The organism is Burkholderia sp. AU39826 (assembly GCF_020419965.1).
Classification (GTDB): Bacteria; Pseudomonadota; Gammaproteobacteria; order Burkholderiales; family Burkholderiaceae; genus Burkholderia; species Burkholderia semiarida.
Genome location: NZ_JAIZQG010000009.1, coordinates 163,859 through 182,727 on the forward strand (window position 1 = coordinate 163,859; position 18,869 = coordinate 182,727).

The 18,869-nt window shown below is 68.5% G+C and carries 15 protein-coding genes; 5 read left to right on the forward strand and 10 right to left on the reverse strand.

Annotated elements, in window-relative coordinates; translation table 11 throughout:
- The first annotated feature begins 45 nt into the window (after positions 1-45).
- Together LGM42_RS18135 and LGM42_RS18140 are read left to right on the forward strand one after the other, a co-directional pair.
- Positions 46-1,467, forward strand: coding sequence for a PLP-dependent aminotransferase family protein (locus LGM42_RS18135; protein ID WP_089465738.1), 1,422 nt, complete (start codon positions 46-48; stop codon positions 1,465-1,467).
- Positions 1,468-1,655: 188 nt separating this feature from the next.
- Positions 1,656-2,414 carry a hypothetical protein gene (locus tag LGM42_RS18140; protein WP_226232828.1) on the forward strand — a complete coding sequence of 253 codons (759 nt, stop codon included), beginning with the start codon at positions 1,656-1,658 and terminating at the stop codon, positions 2,412-2,414.
- Between the two features lie 164 nt (positions 2,415-2,578).
- Here LGM42_RS18140 and fdhA read toward each other — a convergent pair whose 3' ends face one another.
- The 8 genes from fdhA to LGM42_RS18180 form a co-directional block, all read right to left on the reverse strand.
- Complete coding sequence (fdhA, locus tag LGM42_RS18145) at positions 2,579-3,775, reverse strand: formaldehyde dehydrogenase, glutathione-independent (protein ID WP_044844368.1); 1,197 nt, start codon at positions 3,773-3,775, stop codon at positions 2,579-2,581.
- 251 nt (positions 3,776-4,026) lie between these two features.
- A complete protein-coding gene (locus LGM42_RS18150; RefSeq protein WP_226232807.1) occupies positions 4,027-5,217 on the reverse strand; it encodes an HlyD family efflux transporter periplasmic adaptor subunit in 1,191 nt (396 codons plus the stop codon).
- 7 nt (positions 5,218-5,224) lie between these two features.
- Positions 5,225-7,069 (reverse strand): efflux transporter outer membrane subunit, encoded by a 1,845-nt coding sequence (locus LGM42_RS18155; RefSeq protein ID WP_226232808.1) that lies wholly within the window; start codon positions 7,067-7,069, stop codon positions 5,225-5,227.
- Positions 7,070-7,080: 11 nt separating this feature from the next.
- Entirely contained in the window at positions 7,081-8,019 is a 939-nt protein-coding gene (locus LGM42_RS18160) for a glycosyltransferase family 2 protein (RefSeq protein ID WP_226232809.1), read from the reverse strand.
- 9 nt (positions 8,020-8,028) lie between these two features.
- Positions 8,029-9,621: a DHA2 family efflux MFS transporter permease subunit gene (locus LGM42_RS18165; protein ID WP_226232810.1), complete on the reverse strand. Its 1,593-nt coding sequence runs from the start codon at positions 9,619-9,621 to the stop codon at positions 8,029-8,031.
- Entirely contained in the window at positions 9,618-10,901 is a 1,284-nt protein-coding gene (locus tag LGM42_RS18170) for a glycosyltransferase (RefSeq protein ID WP_226232811.1), read from the reverse strand. Before LGM42_RS18170 ends, LGM42_RS18165 begins: the two co-directional genes overlap by 4 nt.
- A gap of 16 nt (positions 10,902-10,917) precedes the next feature.
- Entirely contained in the window at positions 10,918-11,487 is a 570-nt protein-coding gene (locus LGM42_RS18175; protein WP_060011980.1) for a methyltransferase family protein, read from the reverse strand.
- Positions 11,488-11,554: 67 nt separating this feature from the next.
- Positions 11,555-12,457, reverse strand: coding sequence for an alpha/beta fold hydrolase (locus tag LGM42_RS18180; protein ID WP_059642388.1), 903 nt, complete (start codon positions 12,455-12,457; stop codon positions 11,555-11,557).
- A 656-nt stretch (positions 12,458-13,113) separates the two neighbouring features.
- Here LGM42_RS18180 and betI point away from each other — a divergent pair.
- Genes betI through betA form a run of 3 tightly spaced genes read left to right on the forward strand, consistent with a single transcriptional unit; the run spans position 13,114 to position 16,917 of the window.
- A complete protein-coding gene (betI, locus tag LGM42_RS18185; protein WP_059583223.1) occupies positions 13,114-13,698 on the forward strand; it encodes a transcriptional regulator BetI in 585 nt (194 codons plus the stop codon).
- Positions 13,699-13,730: 32 nt separating this feature from the next.
- On the forward strand, positions 13,731-15,200 hold the full coding sequence (gene betB, locus LGM42_RS18190; protein WP_226232812.1) for a betaine-aldehyde dehydrogenase: 1,470 nt from the start codon (positions 13,731-13,733) through the stop codon (positions 15,198-15,200).
- Positions 15,201-15,216: 16 nt separating this feature from the next.
- A complete protein-coding gene (gene betA / locus LGM42_RS18195) occupies positions 15,217-16,917 on the forward strand; it encodes a choline dehydrogenase (protein ID WP_226232813.1) in 1,701 nt (566 codons plus the stop codon).
- Between the two features lie 74 nt (positions 16,918-16,991).
- On the opposite strand, the gene LGM42_RS18200 is transcribed toward betA, so the two are convergent.
- Complete coding sequence (locus LGM42_RS18200; protein ID WP_226232814.1) at positions 16,992-18,107, reverse strand: hypothetical protein; 1,116 nt, start codon at positions 18,105-18,107, stop codon at positions 16,992-16,994.
- Between the two features lie 238 nt (positions 18,108-18,345).
- Positions 18,346-18,849 (reverse strand): hypothetical protein, encoded by a 504-nt coding sequence (locus LGM42_RS18205; RefSeq protein WP_060316957.1) that lies wholly within the window; start codon positions 18,847-18,849, stop codon positions 18,346-18,348.
- Between the last annotated feature and the right edge of the window lie 20 nt (positions 18,850-18,869).

An 18,869-nucleotide genomic window follows, 5' to 3' on the forward strand; every position in this document is an offset into this window, starting at 1 on the left:
CCGTACTACTCTTTGTCATCGAGGTCCAACGGCCGGAGGGCACGCATGAAGCGCTATGCGGTGCTGGCAAAGACGATCGCCGACGCCATCCGGCGCGGCGATCTGGCGGCCGGCGCGCGCATCCCTACCGTGCGCGCGGCATGCCGCGCGTATCGCGTGAGCCCGTCCACGGTGTTTCGTGCGTACTACGCGCTGGAAAGCGAGGGCCTGATCGTCGCGCGGGCGCGCTCCGGCTATTTCGTCGCGAATCTCGCGGACAAGCACGTACGGTTCGGCCGCGATCCGCCGCGCAAGCCGGCCGCCGTGCAAGCCGACGACGATGACGCGCTGCCCCGCCTGCTCGATTCGCTCAAGTGCGACGACATCGTGCCGCTCGGCTCGGCATTCGCGAGCTATTCGCTGTTTCCGATGAGCAGCCTGTGGCGTCACGTGGCGTCGGCCGCCCGGCACATGGATCGCACGAAACTGCTGGAGGGCCTGCCGCCCGGCTACGACCCGCTGCGCCGCCAGATCGCGTTGCGCTACCTGAACGCGGGTGCGTCGCTGCCGCTGGAGGAAATCGTCATCACGACGGGGGCGATCGAAGCGCTGACGCTCAGTCTGCAGGCGCTGACACGTCCGGGCGACATCGTCGCGATCGAGCGGCCGGCATTCCACGCGGTGTTGCAGGCCGTCCAGTGCCTGCACCTGAAGGCCGTCGAGATTCCGGTCGACCCGCGCACGGGCCTCGACCTCGACGCGCTCGCCGAGGCGCTCGATACGCATCCGGTGCGCGCGTGCTGGTTCATGACGTCGCTCCACAATCCCACCGGCGCGACGCTGACCGACGAGCGCAAGCGCGCGCTGATCGACCTGCTCGCGTCGCGCGGCGTGCCGCTGATCGAGGACGACGTGTATGGCGAACTGCAGTTCGGCACGGCGCCCACACGCCCCGCGAAACTGTACGACGATAACGGGCTCGTCCTGCATTGCGGGTCGTTCTCGAAGTGCCTCGCGCCCGGCTTCCGGATCGGCTGGGTCGCGGCCGGTCGCTTCGTGGGGCAGATCCGGCAGGCCAAAGGCGCGAGCGCGCCGGCCGCCGACGTCCCCGCGCAGATGGCGATTTCGAGCTACCTGCGCGACGGCGCATACGACCGGTTCCTGCGCAAGCTGCGGCGCAATCTCGCCGCGCACCAGGCGCAAATGTTGTCGGCCGTGCGCGCGTATTTTCCGGCGGACACCGAAGTGTTCGCGCCGCGCGGCGGGTATTTCCTGTGGATCGAATTGCCGCCGCACGTGGATGCGATGCACCTGTTCGGCGATGCGATGGAAAGCGGCGTCAGCATCGCGCCCGGGCCGCTTTTCTCCGCGACCGGCGGCTTTCGCCGCTATGTGCGACTCAACTACGGACGACCGTGGACGCCGGCCGTCGAGCGCGCACTGGAGACGCTCGGCACGCTCGCGGCGCGACAGCGGCACGGCAGTTAGCACGAAACGAGCGGCACGCGACCCGCGACAATCGCCTTGCGTTTCGCGCGCGGGCGACAAACAATGAAGCGGAAGGCAGCCGCGGACGAACGGTTCCAAGCGTCCGATGTTATGGAGAATCTCATGAACGCCGCATGCGAACGACCGTCGATGTGCAGCCCGACGATAGCGTTCATCGGTTGCTGACGATGCGCGTCCTGCCCACTCGAAGCGTCCGCGCGCGCGATGCGTGGCGTGCCGTGCTGAATGCGCGCGCCGAATCGCGGCACGCGACGTGCTGCCGCTGCCGCGAATGCGGCTTCGTCGCGTTCCGCGCACTGGAGCACTGCCCCGTCTGCGGTCAATGGAACGGGCCGTTCGAGCCGATCGATCGCCGACCGGCCGACGCACACGCCGCGCATGCGCCGCGGTCATTCCACACGTGGTCGTCGCGCGTCGCCCGCGCGCTGCGCAACGCGGCTTTCCAGCGGCCGCGCGCGTCGAGCGCGCCGATCCTGAGCATCCTCACGGTCGTACTGCTCGTCGGCGGCTACGTGACGGTCGACCAGACCTGCAAGGCCGATCCCGTTTGTCGCGGGTCCGGTGCGCCGGCCGCCGTCGCGACCGAAACCGGGTTGCCCGCGTCGAACGATCCGTTCCTGCCGGTCTTGCCCGCACCCGTCTACCCGTTCCATTCGCCTGATGCAACGCAAGTGGCGGCCGATCCGCAACAGGGTGCCCCGGTCGCCGTCAAACCCGCTCGCCCGATGGCGGTTGCGCAGGCCGCGCCATCGTTGCGCGTACCTGACCGGACGCGCGCCGGCGCAATCCGCGGAGCCGACTGGAAAGGCAACCGCGACACCGCCCATCGCACGCGCGCGATCCGCCGCGTCAGCGCGCACACCGGGCGTGCACGTCGCGTCGCGGCCAGCCACGCCGAAATCGCGAAGCTCTATCGCGGCCACTGAGCGTGGCCCGGGCCCGCGCGCGACGACGATCGCCGCGACGCCGCACGATCGGGGTCGCCGGTCGCCGCGTTGCGCTGCCCTTCGCTCCCGCAACGAAAAACGGGCGGCCCGTTTCCGGAGCCGCCCGTTCTCGCGTCACGCGTCGCGTGTCGAACGCCAGCGCATCACGCCGCCAGCAACCCGTGCGGATCGATGACGAATTTGCGCGGCGCGCCGCCGTCGAACTTCTTGTAGCCTTCCGGCGCCTGGTCGAGCGAAATCACTTCGACGTTGACGATCTTCGCGATCGGCAGCCGGTCGAACAGGATCGCCTGCATCAGGTTGCGGTTGTACTTGAGCACCGGCGTCTGGCCCGTGAAGAACGAATGCGACTTCGCCCAGCCGAGGCCGAAGCGGATGCTCAGGCTGCCGTGCTGCGCGGCCTTGTCCTTCGCGCCCGGATCGTCCGTCACGTACAGGCCCGGGATGCCGATCGCGCCGGCCGGGCGCGTGATCTCCATCAGCGAGTTCAGCACCGTCGCGGGCGCTTCCTCCGAATGGCCCGACGAACCGTGGCCGTGCGCCTCGAAGCCGACGCAATCGACCGCGCAGTCGATCTCGGGCACGCCGAGGATCTGCTCGATCTGCTCGCCGAGCGACGCGTCCTTCGACAGGTCGACCGTCTCGAACCCCATCGCCCGTGCGTGCGCGAGGCGTTCCGCATTCATGTCGCCGACGATCGTCACGGCCGCGCCGAGCAGGCGCGCCGATGCGGCCGCCGCCATGCCGACCGGGCCCGCGCCCGCGATATAGACCGTCGAACCGGGCTTCACGCCCGCGCTCACCGCACCGTGATAACCGGTCGGCAGAATGTCGGACAGGCAGGTCAGGTCGCGGATCTTCGCCATCGCCTGATCGCGATCCGGGAATTTCAGCAGGTTGAAATCGGCATACGGCACGAGCACGTATTCGGCCTGGCCGCCGATCCAGCCGCCCATGTCGACGTAGCCGTATGCGCCGCCCGCACGCGACGGGTTCACGTTCAGGCACACGCCCGTATGCGTGTCCTTGCACATCGCGCAGCGGCCGCACGCGACGTTGAACGGCACCGACACGAGATCGCCGATCTTCAGCGTCTCGACGTCGCGGCCCACTTCGACCACTTCACCGGTGATCTCGTGACCGAGCACGAGGCCGATCGGCGCGGTCGTGCGGCCGCGCACCATGTGCTGGTCGGAGCCGCAGATGTTCGTGCTGACCACCTTCAGGATCACGCCGTGGCCGATCGCGCGGCCGGTCGGGTCGACCATCTTCGGATAATCGATTTTCTGGACTTCGACCTTGCCCGGCCCAAGATAGACGACACCTCGATTGCTGCTCATCGTATTGTCTCCATGTCTCGTTGGATGGCGCGGCGGCGCGCCGGCTCATGCGGCGCACACGCAACGTGCTGTTCGAGAGTAGTCCGGGAGGCAGGGGCGCCGATGTCTCAAACGCGACATGCGTTTGATCGGCGCCGACATCGATGGCGGAAATACGAAAGTCGGGCGGGAAACGACGGGGACGCCCCAGGTGCGAAACGCACCGGGGTCGGACCAGCCCTCGCGGCCTGCCGCCGCCGCGACGGCGGGCGCTACCCGCGCTGATTCTCGCGGATGATCGCGGCGGCGGCGGCCTCCGCATCGCTCGCGACGCCGTCGTGCACGCGCGTGCTGACGGCCGGCGTCGGCGGCTCGCTGTCGAGCGCGTGGCCGTTGCGGTCGTGCGTGTCGACCGTCGCGCGCATCGACAGCCCGACGCGCAGCGGATGCGCGGCGAGGTCGCGCGGATCGAGCGCGATCACGACCGGCACGCGCTGCACGACCTTGATCCAGTTGCCGGCCGCGTTCTGCGACGGCAGCATCGAGAACGCGCTGCCCGTGCCCGCCGAGAAGCCCTGCACGCGGCCGCGATAGGCGACGCGCGAGCCGTAGAGATCCGACACGACCTCGACCGGCTGCCCGACGCGCATGTGGCGAATCTGCCCTTCCTTGAAATTCGCCTCGACCCACAGCCGGTCGAGCTGCACGATCGACATCAGCGGCACACCGGGCCCGACTTGCTGGCCGACCTGCACCGAGCGCTGCCCGATCGTGCCGTCGACCGGCGCGACGATCGTCGTGCGCTTCAGGTTCCGGTACGCGAGCTTGAATTGCGCGGCCGCCTGCACGACGGCCGGGCTTTCGTCGACGGGAAGCTTGCTGCCGAGCGCGCGCGCCGCGTCGAGCTGCGCCTGCGCGGCCGCGAGGTTCGCCTGCGCGCCGGCCACCGCCGCGCGGGCCCGCGCCAGTTCTTCCGGCGCGACGATTTCGACCGATGCGCCCGAGCGCGCGGCCAGCGCGCGCTGCGCCAGCGACAGGTCGGCGCGGCGCGCATTCACGGCCTCGACGTACATCGTGTTCGAGATTTTCGCGTTCGCGACCTGCCGCACCGCCTGCGCGAGCTGCGCCTTCGCCTGCGCGAACGCGACGGACGCCTCGGTGTCATCGAGCTTCACGAGCGTCTGCCCCGCGCGCACGGCCTGCGTATCGGCGACCTGCACGTCGGTCACGGTGCCCGGAATCTGCGCGGTGACCTGCACGATGCTGCCCGCGACGTACGCGTCGTCGGTGTCTTCGTCATAGCGGGCGCTCGACAGCCAGTACGCGACCCACGCGATCGCGGCCAGCAGCACGATCGCGAGGAACACGGTGAAGCGCTTGCGGCGCGTCGCGCGGCGTGCATCGAGGGCCGGGTCGTTCACCGCGGCCGGCGGCGCGGCGGAATGAAGGTTGTCGTGGTGCATCAGTTCATCAGTCGCTCTGCGTGACGATCAGACGATCGTGCTGGAACACGGGAATCGCGGGCATCGGCGCCGGGCCCGGCATCGGACTCGCCGAGGCCGTACGTGCGAGAACGGGGGTGCCACGCGGCGTCGCGTCGGAGTGGGTCGCACCGACCGTGGACGGGCGCGTGGTGTCGTCGCGTCGTGCGGATTCAGGCGCGGACACGGCCCTCGTCGTGGCGATGGCCGGTGAAACCGTGACGCTCCGCGCGGGCGAGTCGTTCGACGGGCCGGCTACCGCTACCGGGTTCGCGGCCACGGCGGCCGGCGCGCCGCGTCTGGCCGCCGCCCCGCCACGCGCCCGCTGCACGGCCGGCGCTCGCGCCTGCACGACCGTCGCGTCCGCATCGAACCCGCCGCCCAGCGCGCCGATCAGCCCGACGCGCAGCGTCCGCTGCTTGCCGAGCAACGCGATCATTTGCGCGCGCTCGTCGATCAGCGTGAGATCCGCGACATCGACGTCCTTCTGCATCAGCACGCCGCGCCGATGCCGGTCCGCCGCGATCTGCACGATCTTCTGCGCGGCCGCGACCGCATCCTGCTGCTGCGCGACGAGCGTCTGCGACGTCTGCAGCGACGTGACGAGTTGCGCGACCTGCCCGAGCGCGTCGTCGACGGTCTTGTTGTACAGCCCGATCGCGACGTCGGCCTGCGCGACGTCCGCGCCGAGCTTCGCCTTCAGCCGGCCGCGATCGAAGATCGGCAGCGAGATCGCGGGGCCGACGGAGCCGGCGAGCGAATCGCGCGAGAACAGCGACGCGGGCGTCAGCGCGAACACGCCGCCGAGCGCGACGAGGTTCACATCCGGATAGAACTGCGCGCGCGTCGAGTCGGCGTTCGCGAACGCGGCCTCGACCCGCAGCCGCGCGGCGACGATGTCGGGCCGGCGGCCGAGCAGATCGGCCGGCAGCCGGGCGGGCAGCGCGCCGCCCGCGAACGCGCCCACGCGCGGCCGCTGCAGCGCGAGCCCGCGCTCCGGGCCACGGCCCGACAGCACGCCGAGTTGCAGTTGCGCGAGCTTGATCTGCTCGTCGTTCAGCGCGATCTGTTCGAGCAGGCGGCTGCGCTTGATCGCCGCGTCGCTCGCGTCGTACGCATTGTCGAGGCCACGCGCGGTGCGCTCGCGCAGCACGGCCGTCACGCGCTGGCTGATCTTCAGCTTCTGCTGCAACAGGTCGCGCACCGCGTACGCCTGGTCGAGCTGGCAATACACGGTGACGATCGCGACGGCCAGCGTGAGCCGCACCTGTTCGGCCTCGACGCCGGCGGCGTCGCGCAACGACATCAGGCTCTTCGTCGCCGCGCGGTTCTTGCCCCACAGGTCGAGCTGGTAGTTCAGTCCGACGAAGATCGACGACGGCGACACGTTCGGATCGCCGAAAATCTGCACCGGCACGCGATAGCCGCCGGCCGTCACGTCCGCGATGTCGCCGGGCTTCGGCATCCGCGCGCGGCTGATCGTCGCGCCGGCCGTGCCCGTCAGCCCGGTCAGCGAATCGAACTGCTGAAGCTGCGCCTGCGCGATGCGCAACCGCGCCTGTGCAACCTGCACATCGGGACTGTTCCGCGACGCCTCGGCCACCAGGTCGTCGAGCTGCGGATCCTGTAGCTGCTTCACCCAGTCGGGCGCCGGCCACGCGCCGTTTGGGCCGGGGCCGGCGGTATGCACGAGCGCATCGTCGGCCGGCGCGCGCAGCGACAGCGACGGCAGGAAGCCCGACGGCACGCATCCGCTCAACGCGAGCAATGCCGCGGCGGCCGCGATCATCGCGCCGCCCTTCACGCCACGCGGCGAACCCGCCGCTTGCTTCATCCGACGCATCGTCACCCCTGCCGAACGCGCTGCGCCCGCGCGGCCAGACGCGGCCGCGTGCGCTCGAGCGGGCCGAGCCGGCCGAACAGGCCGTCCGCGACGCCGAACAGGATGCCGGCCAGCTTCGCGCGCTTGTCGCGCTCGACGAGCGCGATCTGCACCACCTGCCACACGGTCAGCAGGTTCGGCACGAGCGCCACCGGAAAACGCAGCCCGTACTGCATCCCGAGCTGCACCGCATTGCGCGCGCTGTAGTAGCGCCGTTGCCACGAATGGTTCATCGACGTCATTTCAAAAGGGCCGATCGCATGCCGCCGTTTCGCGCCGATCCGGTGCGACAGCACCAGCGACGGCACGACATAGAGCGGCACGTTGCGCGACAGCGCGCGGAAGCTGTATTCGGTATCGACGTGATCGATGAACAGCGTCTCGTCGAAGCGGCCAAGCACGTCGAACGCATCGCGCGACACGACGCAGCCCGATGAAATCAGGAACGCGCAGCGCTGCATCGGCGTGCCCGGCTCGATGCGCAGGCGGCGCAGGCCGATGCCGTTCGTCGCGAGTTCCGGCAGAAAGCTGCGCGCGTTCTCGTCGAAGATGCGCGGGCCGGCGAGGAACGCGCGCCCGCCAAGCCCCGCGCAAACCTCGCGCATCGTCGGGAAATACGCGGCCGGCACCGACGAATCCTGGTCGAACAGCGCGACCGCATCGACGCGGTCGCGAAACAGCGCCGCGAGCCCCGCGTTGTACGCGCCCGCGATGCCGCCGCGATTGCCGTGATGCAGCAGCGCGATGCCTTCACGCGCGCACAGGTCGCGCACCCGTGCATCGGCCTGCGGCGTGTTGTCGAGGACGAGCAGCGCATCGCACGCGTGCCGCCACGCGCGCAGCGCGTCGAGCTGTGCGTCGCTGGGGTGATACAGGATCACGAGCGCGCCGAGTGTCGTCATGGTCTCTCCTCAATGTCCGAACGATGCGGCCGCGCCGCGTTTCGGCCGCGTCAGCCACATCATCGCGGCGAGCGCGAGACACGTCATGCTCGCCATCCAGAACATGTCGTTGGTCGCCATCATGTAGGCCTGCTGCATCACGACGTGATGCAGCGTCGTCAGCTCGCGCACGCCGTCCACGCCCATCGCGTTCAGCGCATGCACGAAGCGTTGCGTGTTCGCCGACGCATGCGTGACCGATTGGGACACGACGTCGTAGTGATAGGTCGCGCGGTTGTCCCACAGCGTCACGCTCATCGCGGTGCCGAACGCGGCCGACAGCGTGCGCAGGAAATTCGACAGGCTGGACGCGGCGGCGAGCCGGTCGTCCGGAATGCGCGACAGCGTCGCGGCGGTCAGCGGAATGAAGAAACACGGCAGCCCGATCCCCTGGATCAGCCCGGGTGCTGCGATCTGCGCGAACGTCATCTTCAGCGTGAAATGCGCGTCCCACGCGAGCACGACCGCGAACACGAGGAAGCCGAACGTCGCGAGCACGCGTGCGTCGAAGCGGTGCGCATGCAGCCCGACGAGGATCGAGAATACGAGCGCGAGCACGCCGAGCGACGCGGTCGCGAGCCCCGCATGAAACGCGTTGTAGCCCATCACGGCCTGCATCCACAGCGGAAACACCACGCCGACCACGGAGAAGCTCATCATGCCGAGCGAGATGATCAGCACGCAGAACGAGAACGTGCGGTCGCGAAACAGGCTCAGGTCGACCACCGGATGCGCTTCGCCCGCTTCCCAGATCAGCAGCGACACGATCGCGAGCGCCGCCACCACCGCGAGGGTGACGATCAGCGGCGAATCGAACCAGCCGCGGTCGTGGCCGAGATCGAGCATCGCCTGCAGCGAGCCGACGCCGATCACGAGCAGCACGATGCCCGGCACGTCGATCGGGCCGGCCGCGCCGCGCTGCGCGTCGGGGCGCAGCATCGCGGTGCACACCGCGAACGAGAACAACCCGATCGGCAAGTTGATCAGGAAGATCCACGGCCACGAAAAGTTGTCGACGATCCAGCCGCCGACCACCGGCCCGAAGATCGGCGCGAGCAGCACCGTCATCGCCCACAGCGCGAGCGCGATCGTACGTTTGGTCGGAGGAAACGTGCGCAGCAGGATCGTCTGCGACAGCGGCACCATCGGCCCCGAACACAGCCCCTGCAGCGCGCGGCAGATCACGAGCACGTGCAGGTCGCGCGCGAGCCCGCACATCAGCGACGTCAGCGTGAACAGCAGCACCGCGCCGACGAACAGCCGCAGTTCGCCAACGCGGCGTGCGAGCCAGCCGGTGAGCGGCACGGCGATCGCGGCCGCGACCGAATACGAGCTGATCACCCACGTGCCCTGGCTGTTCGATACGCCGAGACTGCCGGAGATCGCCGGCACCGCGACGTTCGTCACGGTCGAGTCGAGCACTTCGATGAACGTCGCGAGCGACAGCGCGAACGTCAGCAGCGCGAGCCGGATGCCGCGCACCGGCTGCGCGGCCGGCGCGGGCGGCACGTCGAACGCCGGCGGCGCGGCGGCCCCGTCGTGAAGCGGCGACGCGGCGCTCATGCGCCGGCCACCGCGACATCGGCCCGCGCGGCCGCTCGTCCGCGCTTCGGCACGAACCGTTCGATGAAATCGGCGGCCGCGCCGCAGCCGTCCGGCGCGGCCGCGAGCAGCGCACGCGTGCGCTCCGCATGCACCGCGAACGCGGGTTCGTCGAGCACGCGCGCGAGCGCCGCGCCGAGCCGCGCGCCGTCGAGCGGGCCGTCGACACGCACGCCGCAGCCGTTCGCGACGACGCGTTGCGCGTTGTCGAACTGATCGTGCGCGAACGGCGTGACGACCTGCACGATGCCGGCTTCGCACGCGAGCGCCGCCGTGCCGATCCCGCCGTGATGCACGAGCGCGCGGCAACGCGGCAGCAGCGTGCGCATCGGCACGAAGCGGCGCACGAGCAGCCGGTCGCCGTCCTGCGCCGCATCGTGCGGTGTCAGCAGGATCCCGCGCGCGCCGGTCGCGCGCAGCGCCTGCGCCACCGCGCGCGCATAGGCCGCATGATCGACGAGCGTCGAACCGGCCGTGAACACGACCGGGGCTTCGCCGGCCGCGAGAAACGCATCGAGTGCCACATCGTCGTCGGGTGTCGCGATATCGTTGAACAGCGGAAAACCGCTTTGCAGATGATTCGACGGCCAGTCGGGCTGCGGCGGCGCGAACCAGCCGGGAAACAGACACAGCACGCCGTCGGTCGAATGCAGCCAGCGGCCGAGCACGCGCCGCGCGGGCGCAAGCCCGAGCCCGCGGCGCACCGCGTCGAGCGCCGGGCCGCACACGCGGTCCAGCACCTGGCGCTCGATCAGCGTCATCAGCGCCGATTTCACCGGCAACGGCCAGCGCGCGGGTATCGTCAGGCGCGGGTGGGTCGGCGGTGCATGCGCGGACAGCAGCGTCGACGGCGACACCTGCACCGACACGTACGGCGTGCCGTGCAGCTCCTGCATGAAGCGCGCGGAGAACGCCCACAGCGTGCCGACCAGTACCGTGTCGGCATCGGTCAGCGCGCGCAGCGTGTCGTAATGCGGGCGCAGCGTCGGCGCGATCACCTGCCACAGCGTGCGGAACGACGTCCGCGGATCCCACAGCGCCGGGTTCGCCATCGCCGCGTCGTAGTCGGCCGCGGTGCCGACCGGCACGAACGCGAAGCCGCAGCGGCGCACGGCCGCCTCGAACGGCGCATGCGTGCAGAACACGACCTCGTGGCCGCGCGCGGCGAGCGTGCGCGCGATGCCGAGCAGCGGATGCACGTCGCCCGCCGAACCGATCGCGGTCACGATCATCTTGGCCATCGCGCGCCTCGCGGGGTCAGTAGAAGCCGGGGATCAGCGCCGCGACCTCGCGGCGGTACTGCGTATAGGCCGGCCCGAAATGCCCGGTCAGCCAGCTCTCCTCGACGCGCACCTTGTACGCGAGCGACGCGAACACCAGCAGCACGCCGATCGCGCCGCGCCATTCGCCGCCGATCAACGCGGCGCCGACCAGCGCGATCAGGCAGCCGGTGTAGATCGGGTGACGCACGAGCGCATACGGCCCCGTACGGACGAGTTCGTGGTTTTCCTTCAGCGTGACCGACACGCTCCAGTTCGTGCCGAGGTGCAGCCGCGCCCACACCGAGAACAGCAGGCCGGCCACCAGCACCGCGAGCCCGCACTGCGCCTGCAGCCCGAAGCGCTGCCAGTCGGGCGTGAGCGCCTGCCACGACGGATCGGGCAGGATGATCAACGCGCCGCCGACGATCAGCGGAATCGACTGCAGCGTGCGCGAGCGCGACGCCTCCTTGCGCACGGTCGTCTTGACGCCCTGCGACGTGGCGATCCAGTACGCGAGCCACGCGGCCCACGGAACGACGATGGCGATGGTCTGAACGATATTCACGGCTGGCCTGCCTCGTTGGGATGGGAATTCGGATGCGCGGGACGCGCCCGCTGCACGACGGATGGCGTCACGACGAAAGCGCATGCATCGGCGCGGGCACGCACGCGTGCGCGGCGGCACGTGCGACGCCGGCCGCGGCAGATGCCTCGCCGCAGAAGAACTCGAGCAGCGCGGTACGGGTGGATTCGCGCTGCGCCCGGCCTTCGATGTCGAGGAAGTGGCCCGCGTCCGGCACCGTCGCGAACCGCGCGCGCGCCACGTGCGCGCCGAGTTGCCGCACGTCGGCCGGCGTCGTGTATTCGTCGCGCTCGCCATTCAGGAACAGCAGCTCGCAGCCGATGTTCGCGAACTCGCTGAAATAGCGCTCGGGCTGCAGCGACAGGATCTGGTCGACGTGGAACGCGACCTGGTCCTGCTCGTCGCGCGGCAGGCGCGTGAGATACCGGTAGTTGTACAGCTTCATGATGCGCGGCAGATAGCGGCCGACGGTGTCGTTCAGCAACTGCGCGGCCTTCAGGTTCTCGCCCGCCGCGATGTGGTCGCGGGCGCGCGTCACGTAGTCCACCATCGCGTCGTTCAGGAACGGCGAGAACGAACAGATCGCCGCGCGCCGCACGCTCGGGCAGCCGCGCGCGAGCGCGAACAGCGACGCGACGCCGCCCCACGACACCGACACGAGGAACGCCGGCGCGAAGCGCTCGACCAGGTACTGGAGGATCGCGGCTTCGTCGTCCTTGGTCAGGATGGAGCAGCCGGGGTTGTGCTGCCGCGACTGCCCCGCATACGGCAAATCGAAGCAGATCGTGTTCATCCGCTCGCCGAGATACTGGACGGTCTGGCCGAACGACGCGGTCGTCGCGAGCGCGCCGTTGACGAGCATCGCCGTGTCGAAGGCCGGGTCGAACACGTTCCGTTCGACGTAGACCTTCAGACCATTCGGCAGCGGGACCACGTGTTTTTCGGTCGGCATCGTCGTTCTCCGGTGAGTGCGGCGTCTCGACGTCGCGGCATGCTGCAGGTGCACAATGGTCGGCGCCATTCATTCCTCGTGGTGCGGCGCCATACTAATACGGTCGACATTGCCCACTCAAGTCATTCCAAAAATCCCTCTACTCGACCATGAAATACGCCGAATTCAAATTGATTTATCGATTTCTATGGTATGCGGAATCCATCCGAGGACGATCGCAATCGTTTGCGGGTAACGCTCCCTAGCGCCGACAAATTGATATTTGTACTTATTTTTCAATTACTTATTTAGTTTAAATCGCCGAATTAAAACGGCTTTCACAAAACCGCGCGCATTCACAATCCGATTTGGCAATTTCACATCGTGAATAATATTACAGACCTCGACATTCTTTCGTCTTGTAATGAAATCGAGCGCAGAAACGGTCCTCCGCATTGCATCATTTTTTCACGGCGCGTTTTAAACAGATTCAAATTTAATTAACCTTCTTTCAATTCGTTTTTCCGCATCCGCACATGGCTCCGGGCGTGACGAGTCGTTCCGTTTGGAACAGGGCCCGCCGTTCAGCCCCGATTTTTTGTTGATTGAACAATCAATAAAAAACCGCTAAGCTCTCGACTTCCATCAACGGCCCGTCCGGGCGAAGGGGAGTCGCGATGCCGAAAGTCGGAATGCGGGAGATACGCCGCGCCCAGTTGATCGATGCCACGCTGCGCTCGATCGACGAAGCGGGCCTGCCCGGCACGACGCTCGCATCGGTCGCGCAACGCGCGAACATCTCGACGGGCATCGTCAGCCATTACTTCGGCGACAAGGACGGCCTGCTCGAAGCGACGATGCGGCACGTGCTGCGCGACCTGTGGTCGGCCACCACGCGCCGCCGCGCCGCCGCACGCAAGGACCCGCGTTCTCGGTTGCGTGCCGTCGTCGCCGCGAACTTCGACGACACGCAGGTCAGCGCGCCGGTGATGAAGACATGGCTCGCGTTCTGGTCGCAGAGCATGCACGACCCGATGCTCAAGCGGCTGCAGCACGTCAACACGCGGCGCCTCCATTCGAACCTGTGCGCCGAATTCGCCAAGGCATTGCCGCGCACGAAAGCGCGCGAAGCCGCCAGCGGCCTCGCCGCGCTGATCGACGGCCTGTGGCTGCGCGGCGCGCTTGCCGGCGGCCCGATCGACACCCGAGCCACGTTGAAGCTCGCCCACGATTACATCGACCTGCTGCTCGCGTCCGACTGACGCGCCACGCAGTCGCCTACCAGGAGATCCTCATGTCCGTATACGGTTTGCAGCGCCTCTACATCGGCGGCGGTTACGTCGACGCCACCAGCGGCAAGACTTTCGACACCTTCGACCCGGCCACCGGCGAGCTGCTCGCGCAGGTGCAGCAGGCGAGCGCGGCCGACGTCGACCGCGCCGTTGCGTCCGCGCGGGAAGGCCAGCGCGAATGGGCGGCGATGACCGCGATGCAGCGCTCGCGCATCCTGCGCCGCGCGGTCGACCTGCTGCGCGAGCGCAACGACGAGCTCGCGGCCATCGAAACGCGCGACACCGGCAAGCCGATCGGCGAGACGCTCGCGGTCGACATCGTCACCGGCGCCGACGTGATCGAGTACTACGCGGGCCTCGCGACCGCGATCGAAGGGCTGCAGGTGCCGCTGCGCGCCGAGTCGTTCGTGTACACGCGCCGCGAACCGCTCGGCGTGTGCGCGGGCATCGGCGCATGGAACTACCCGATCCAGATCGCCTGCTGGAAGACGGCGCCCGCGCTCGCGGCCGGCAACGCGATGGTGTTCAAGCCCAGCGAAGTCACGCCGCTGACCGCGCTGAAGCTCGCGGAAATCTATACGGAAGCCGGCGTGCCGGCCGGCGTGTTCAACGTCGTGCAGGGCGACGGCTCGGTCGGCGCGCTGCTCACCGGCCATCCGGACATCGCGAAGGTGTCGTTCACCGGCGGCGTCGAAACCGGCAAGAAGGTGATGTCGCTCGCCGGCGCATCGTCGCTGAAGGAAGTGACGATGGAGCTCGGCGGCAAGTCGCCGCTGATCGTGTTCGACGATGCGGACCTCGACCGCGCGGCCGACATCGCGGTAACCGCCAACTTCTTCAGCTCGGGCCAGGTCTGCACGAACGGCACGCGCGTGTTCGTGCACCGCTCGGTGAAGGACGCGTTCACGCAGAAGGTGCTCGAACGCGTGAAGCGCATCCGCGTCGGCAAGCCGACCGACGCCGACACCAACTTCGGCCCGCTCGTGTCGGCCGCGCAGCTCGACAAGGTGCTCGGCTTCATCGAAAGCGGCAAGGCAGAAGGCGCGAAGCTGCTCGCGGGCGGCACGCGGCTGACCGACGGCCACTTCGCGAACGGCCAGTACGTCGCGCCGACCGTGTTCGGCGATTGCCGCGACGACATGAAGATCGTGCGCGAAGAGATTTTCGGGCCGGTGATGAGCATCCTCGATTTCGAATCGGAGGACGAAGTGATCGCCCGTGCCAACGACACGCACTATGGCCTCGCGGCCGGTGTCGTGACCGAGAACCTGTCGCGCGCGCACCGCACGATCCATCGCCTCGAAGCGGGCATCTGCTGGATCAACACGTGGGGCGAATCGCCGGCCGAGATGCCGGTTGGCGGATACAAGCAATCCGGTGTCGGACGCGAGAACGGCATCACGACGCTCGAGCACTACACTCGAATCAAGTCGGTGCAGGTCGAGCTCGGCCGCTACAACCCGGTGTTCTAATACAAGGAGAGCCGTCATGACGACACGCGAATACGACTACATCATCTGCGGCGCAGGTTCCGCGGGCAACGTGCTCGCGACGCGCCTGACGGAAGATCCGGACGTCACGGTGCTGCTGCTCGAAGCGGGCGGCCCCGACTACCGCTTCGACTTCCGCACGCAGATGCCGGCCGCCCTCGCCTACCCGCTGCAGGGCCGCCGCTACAACTGGGCATACGAGACCGATCCCGAGCCGCACATGGACAACCGCCGGATGGAATGCGGCCGCGGGAAGGGGCTCGGCGGCTCGTCGCTGATCAACGGGATGTGCTACATCCGCGGCAACGCGCTCGACTACGACAACTGGTCGACGCACAAGGGCCTCGAGAACTGGACGTATCTCGACTGCCTGCCGTACTTCAAGAAAGCCGAGACGCGCGACGTCGGCCCGAACGACTATCACGGCGGCAGCGGCCCCGTGTCGGTCACGACCAGCAAGCCGGGCGTAAACCCGCTGTTCGAAGCGATGGTCGACGCGGGCGTTCAGGCCGGCTATCCGCGCACCGACGACCTGAACGGCTATCAGCAGGAAGGCTTCGGGCCGATGGACCGCACCGTCACGCCGAAGGGCCGCCGCGCGAGCACCGCGCGCGGCTACCTCGACCAGGCGAAGATGCGGCCGAACCTCGAGATCGTCACGCATGCGCTCGCCGACCGCATCCTGTTCGACGGCAAGCGCGCGTCGGGCGTCACGTACCTGCGCGGCACCGAGCGCGCGACCGTGCATGCGCGCCGCGAAGTGCTCGTGTGCAGCGGCGCGATCGCGTCGCCGCAACTGCTGCAGCGCTCGGGCGTCGGCCCCGGCGCATGGCTGAAGGAACTCGACATTCCCGTCGTGCTCGATCTGCCCGGCGTCGGCCAGAATCTGCAGGACCACCTGGAGATGTACATCCAGTACGAGTGCAAGGAGCCGGTCTCGCTGTACCCGGCGCTCAAGTGGTGGAACCAGCCGAAGATCGGCCTCGAATGGATGCTGAACGGCACGGGCCTCGGCGCGAGCAACCACTTCGAGGCGGGCGGCTTCATCCGCACGCGCGACGACGACCCGTGGCCGAACATCCAGTATCACTTCCTGCCGGTGGCGATCAACTACAACGGCTCGAACGCGATCGAGATGCACGGCTTCCAGGCGCACGTCGGCTCGATGCGCTCGCCGAGCCGCGGCCGCGTGAAGCTGCGCTCGCGCGACCCGAACGATCACCCGAGCATCCTGTTCAACTACATGGCCGAAGCGCTCGACTGGCGCGAGTTCCGCGATGCGATCCGCGCGACGCGCGAGATCATGCGGCAGCCCGCGCTCGACCGCTATCGCGGCCGCGAGCTGAACCCGGGCGCCGACTGCAAGAGCGACAAGGAACTCGACGCATTCGTGCGCGCCCGCGCGGAAACCGCGTTCCATCCGTCGTGCTCGTGCAAGATGGGTTACGACGACATGGCGGTGGTCGATGAAGAAGGCCGCGTGCACGGGCTCGACGGGCTGCGCGTCGTCGATGCGTCGATCATGCCGATCATCACGACCGGCAACCTGAACGCCCCGACGATCATGATCGCCGAGAAGATCGCCGACAAGATCCGCGGCCGCACGCCGCTCGCGCGGGTCGACGTGCCGTACTTCGTCGCGAACGGCGCACCGGCGCGCAATGTCGCGAAGGCCGTGCGGCAACCCGAGACCGTCTGATCGATCCAGCGCCCGCACCGGGCGCCGCGATACCCTCCCCCGCGGCTCGCGGCGTTCTCGCCCCGAGCCGCGTTTCATTGCGTCTTCCCGATTGCGCCGCCTGCCCGGGTTACGGAAACGCCTCGCATCCGTTTCGCACGCACGATCGGGTTCCTGCGCGACGTCAGGCTCATCGCGTCGCGCAGGCGCTCGAATGCCGCATCGTCCTTCGGCCAGAAGCGGCTGACCGCCGGCCACGCGAGCACGTGATCAAGCCATTCCCGCCATGCGTCGCCATGGAAGCCGCGGCCGATTTCCCGCACCGTATCCGGCGCGGCGATCATGACGCCCGCCAGCAGGTAGTAGGCCCAGAAACTGCCGGCGCCTGTCAGTCGATCGAGCCGGCACACGGATAGCGCGGCGAACAGCCCGTCCACCGACGCAAGATCGGCGCGGTGCGTGCGGATCGCCCGCGCGACGAGGTTGTGCCGGCCGCCGTACGCCTGAACCGAAACGCCGTTGCCTGCGGCTAGTTCTGCCGAAAACATCGCGAATGCGGCCATCTCGTCGATGCGCGCCGCGTCGTCGCGCGGGCCGCATGCGCGCAGCACGATCGCGTCGATGACGGCGCCGGGACGAGTCGGTGCTTCCGTGCTCGTTGCCACGACCGCGGCGAGCCTGTCTCTCAGGTTCTTCGCATTGGGTGTCTCGCGCTGCCCGTCGGGTTCGCTCGCGAGGCGTGCGCCCGCGTCTTCGCCGCTGCATTCGACGCCATCGGCAATCCGTTCGAGCGCGGCCCAGCCGACGTCCGGATCGTCGAATGCGCAGGCATCGATCAGGCCGTGCGCGGTGTCGAATACGGCACGCGAGCCCGGGCAGCGACGTTCGGCTTCGGCGAGTTGCCGGACGGAAGGCACGTGCGAGCACGCGCCGAACGGATCGGCCGGGTCGCATGCGCAGCCGCCGCCATCGGTCGCGATCCACGGGACGAGCCGGTGCAGGACCGCGGTCGCTTCGCGGGAGAGGCTCGCGCCAGTTCCCGCACGTCGCGCGTGCGACGCGACGACGGCCGGGTCGCCGGCGTCGCTCGCGGTCATCGCGCAGGCCGCCGTGTCGAGATGGTCGATCAGGTACTGCAGCCACGCGGCCGTGCGCAGCCGGTCGGGCGTCGCGCCGTGGGCATCGCCATACTTTGCTGGATCGGTAAGCATGGTTCCGGCCAATTGGAATAGTCTCGTTTCAATCGAATCGGGAGGCGCGATGCGTCACGCCTGCCCTGCAGGTCCGCCCGTGCCGGATCTCGACACGGGCGGCCAACCGGTCGTCACGCGGATAAGCGCGACGACGCGAACACATCGAGGAAGCGAAAGCGACAACCCGCGTGCGAACCGCCCGATCCTCACGCACGGCCCTCCCGCGCGGCGGGTCCCCGCTTCGATCGCGCGCCGCTTACTGCACGTGGAACTTCGGCGACGTCAGGATCGTGCCGCCCACCGTGCAGTCCGGCGTCAGCGTGGCGTTGTTGAACGTCAGCGACGAGTTCGCGTCGCTCCACGCCATCACGACCTTGCTCGGCCCGCACGTGCCGAGCAGCGTGACGTTCACCTTCACGTTGTTGATCGACAGTTGCGTCGTGCTGTCGGCCTGCCCCGTCCACGGCGACGTGCTGCTCGCGCTGCCGCTGATCAGGCCGCACGTCGCGCCGCCCGTGAACGTCGTCGAGGTGATGTTGACGATACCGGTCGACGTGATGGTGCCGTTGAACGTCGCATTGCAGGATGCGGTAATCGATCCCTTGCTGAGGTTCGTGAGCCCCGTCGCCGAGAACGGCTCGCCGTTCGGATTCATCGGTTGGCCGTCGGCGCGCGACACGGCGACGGCGAAAGCAGGCGCGGCCGAAACCGCGGTGAAAGCCACTGCAGCAACAAGCGATACGATTTTGCGAATGCTCATTTGAACTGCCCCCTCTCTTC

Bases quoted from the DNA above. Each gene is read 5' to 3' on its own strand.
- LGM42_RS18150 (WP_226232807.1), bottom strand. From the start codon at position 5,217: ATGCACCACGACAACCTTCATTCCGCCGCGCCGCCGGCCGCGGTGAAC.
- betB (WP_226232812.1), top strand. From the start codon at position 13,731: ATGTCCGTATACGGTTTGCAGCGCCTCTACATCGGCGGCGGTTACGTC.
- fdhA (WP_044844368.1), bottom strand. From the start codon at position 3,775: ATGAGCAGCAATCGAGGTGTCGTCTATCTTGGGCCGGGCAAGGTCGAA.
- LGM42_RS18140 (WP_226232828.1), top strand. From the start codon at position 1,656: ATGCGCGTCCTGCCCACTCGAAGCGTCCGCGCGCGCGATGCGTGGCGT.
- LGM42_RS18155 (WP_226232808.1), bottom strand. From the start codon at position 7,069: ATGAAGCAAGCGGCGGGTTCGCCGCGTGGCGTGAAGGGCGGCGCGATG.
- LGM42_RS18200 (WP_226232814.1), bottom strand. From the start codon at position 18,107: ATGCTTACCGATCCAGCAAAGTATGGCGATGCCCACGGCGCGACGCCC.
- betI (WP_059583223.1), top strand. From the start codon at position 13,114: ATGCCGAAAGTCGGAATGCGGGAGATACGCCGCGCCCAGTTGATCGAT.
- LGM42_RS18170 (WP_226232811.1), bottom strand. From the start codon at position 10,901: ATGGCCAAGATGATCGTGACCGCGATCGGTTCGGCGGGCGACGTGCAT.
- betA (WP_226232813.1), top strand. From the start codon at position 15,217: ATGACGACACGCGAATACGACTACATCATCTGCGGCGCAGGTTCCGCG.
- LGM42_RS18180 (WP_059642388.1), bottom strand. From the start codon at position 12,457: ATGCCGACCGAAAAACACGTGGTCCCGCTGCCGAATGGTCTGAAGGTC.
- LGM42_RS18165 (WP_226232810.1), bottom strand. From the start codon at position 9,621: ATGAGCGCCGCGTCGCCGCTTCACGACGGGGCCGCCGCGCCGCCGGCG.
- LGM42_RS18135 (WP_089465738.1), top strand. From the start codon at position 46: ATGAAGCGCTATGCGGTGCTGGCAAAGACGATCGCCGACGCCATCCGG.
- LGM42_RS18160 (WP_226232809.1), bottom strand. From the start codon at position 8,019: ATGACGACACTCGGCGCGCTCGTGATCCTGTATCACCCCAGCGACGCA.
- LGM42_RS18205 (WP_060316957.1), bottom strand. From the start codon at position 18,849: ATGAGCATTCGCAAAATCGTATCGCTTGTTGCTGCAGTGGCTTTCACC.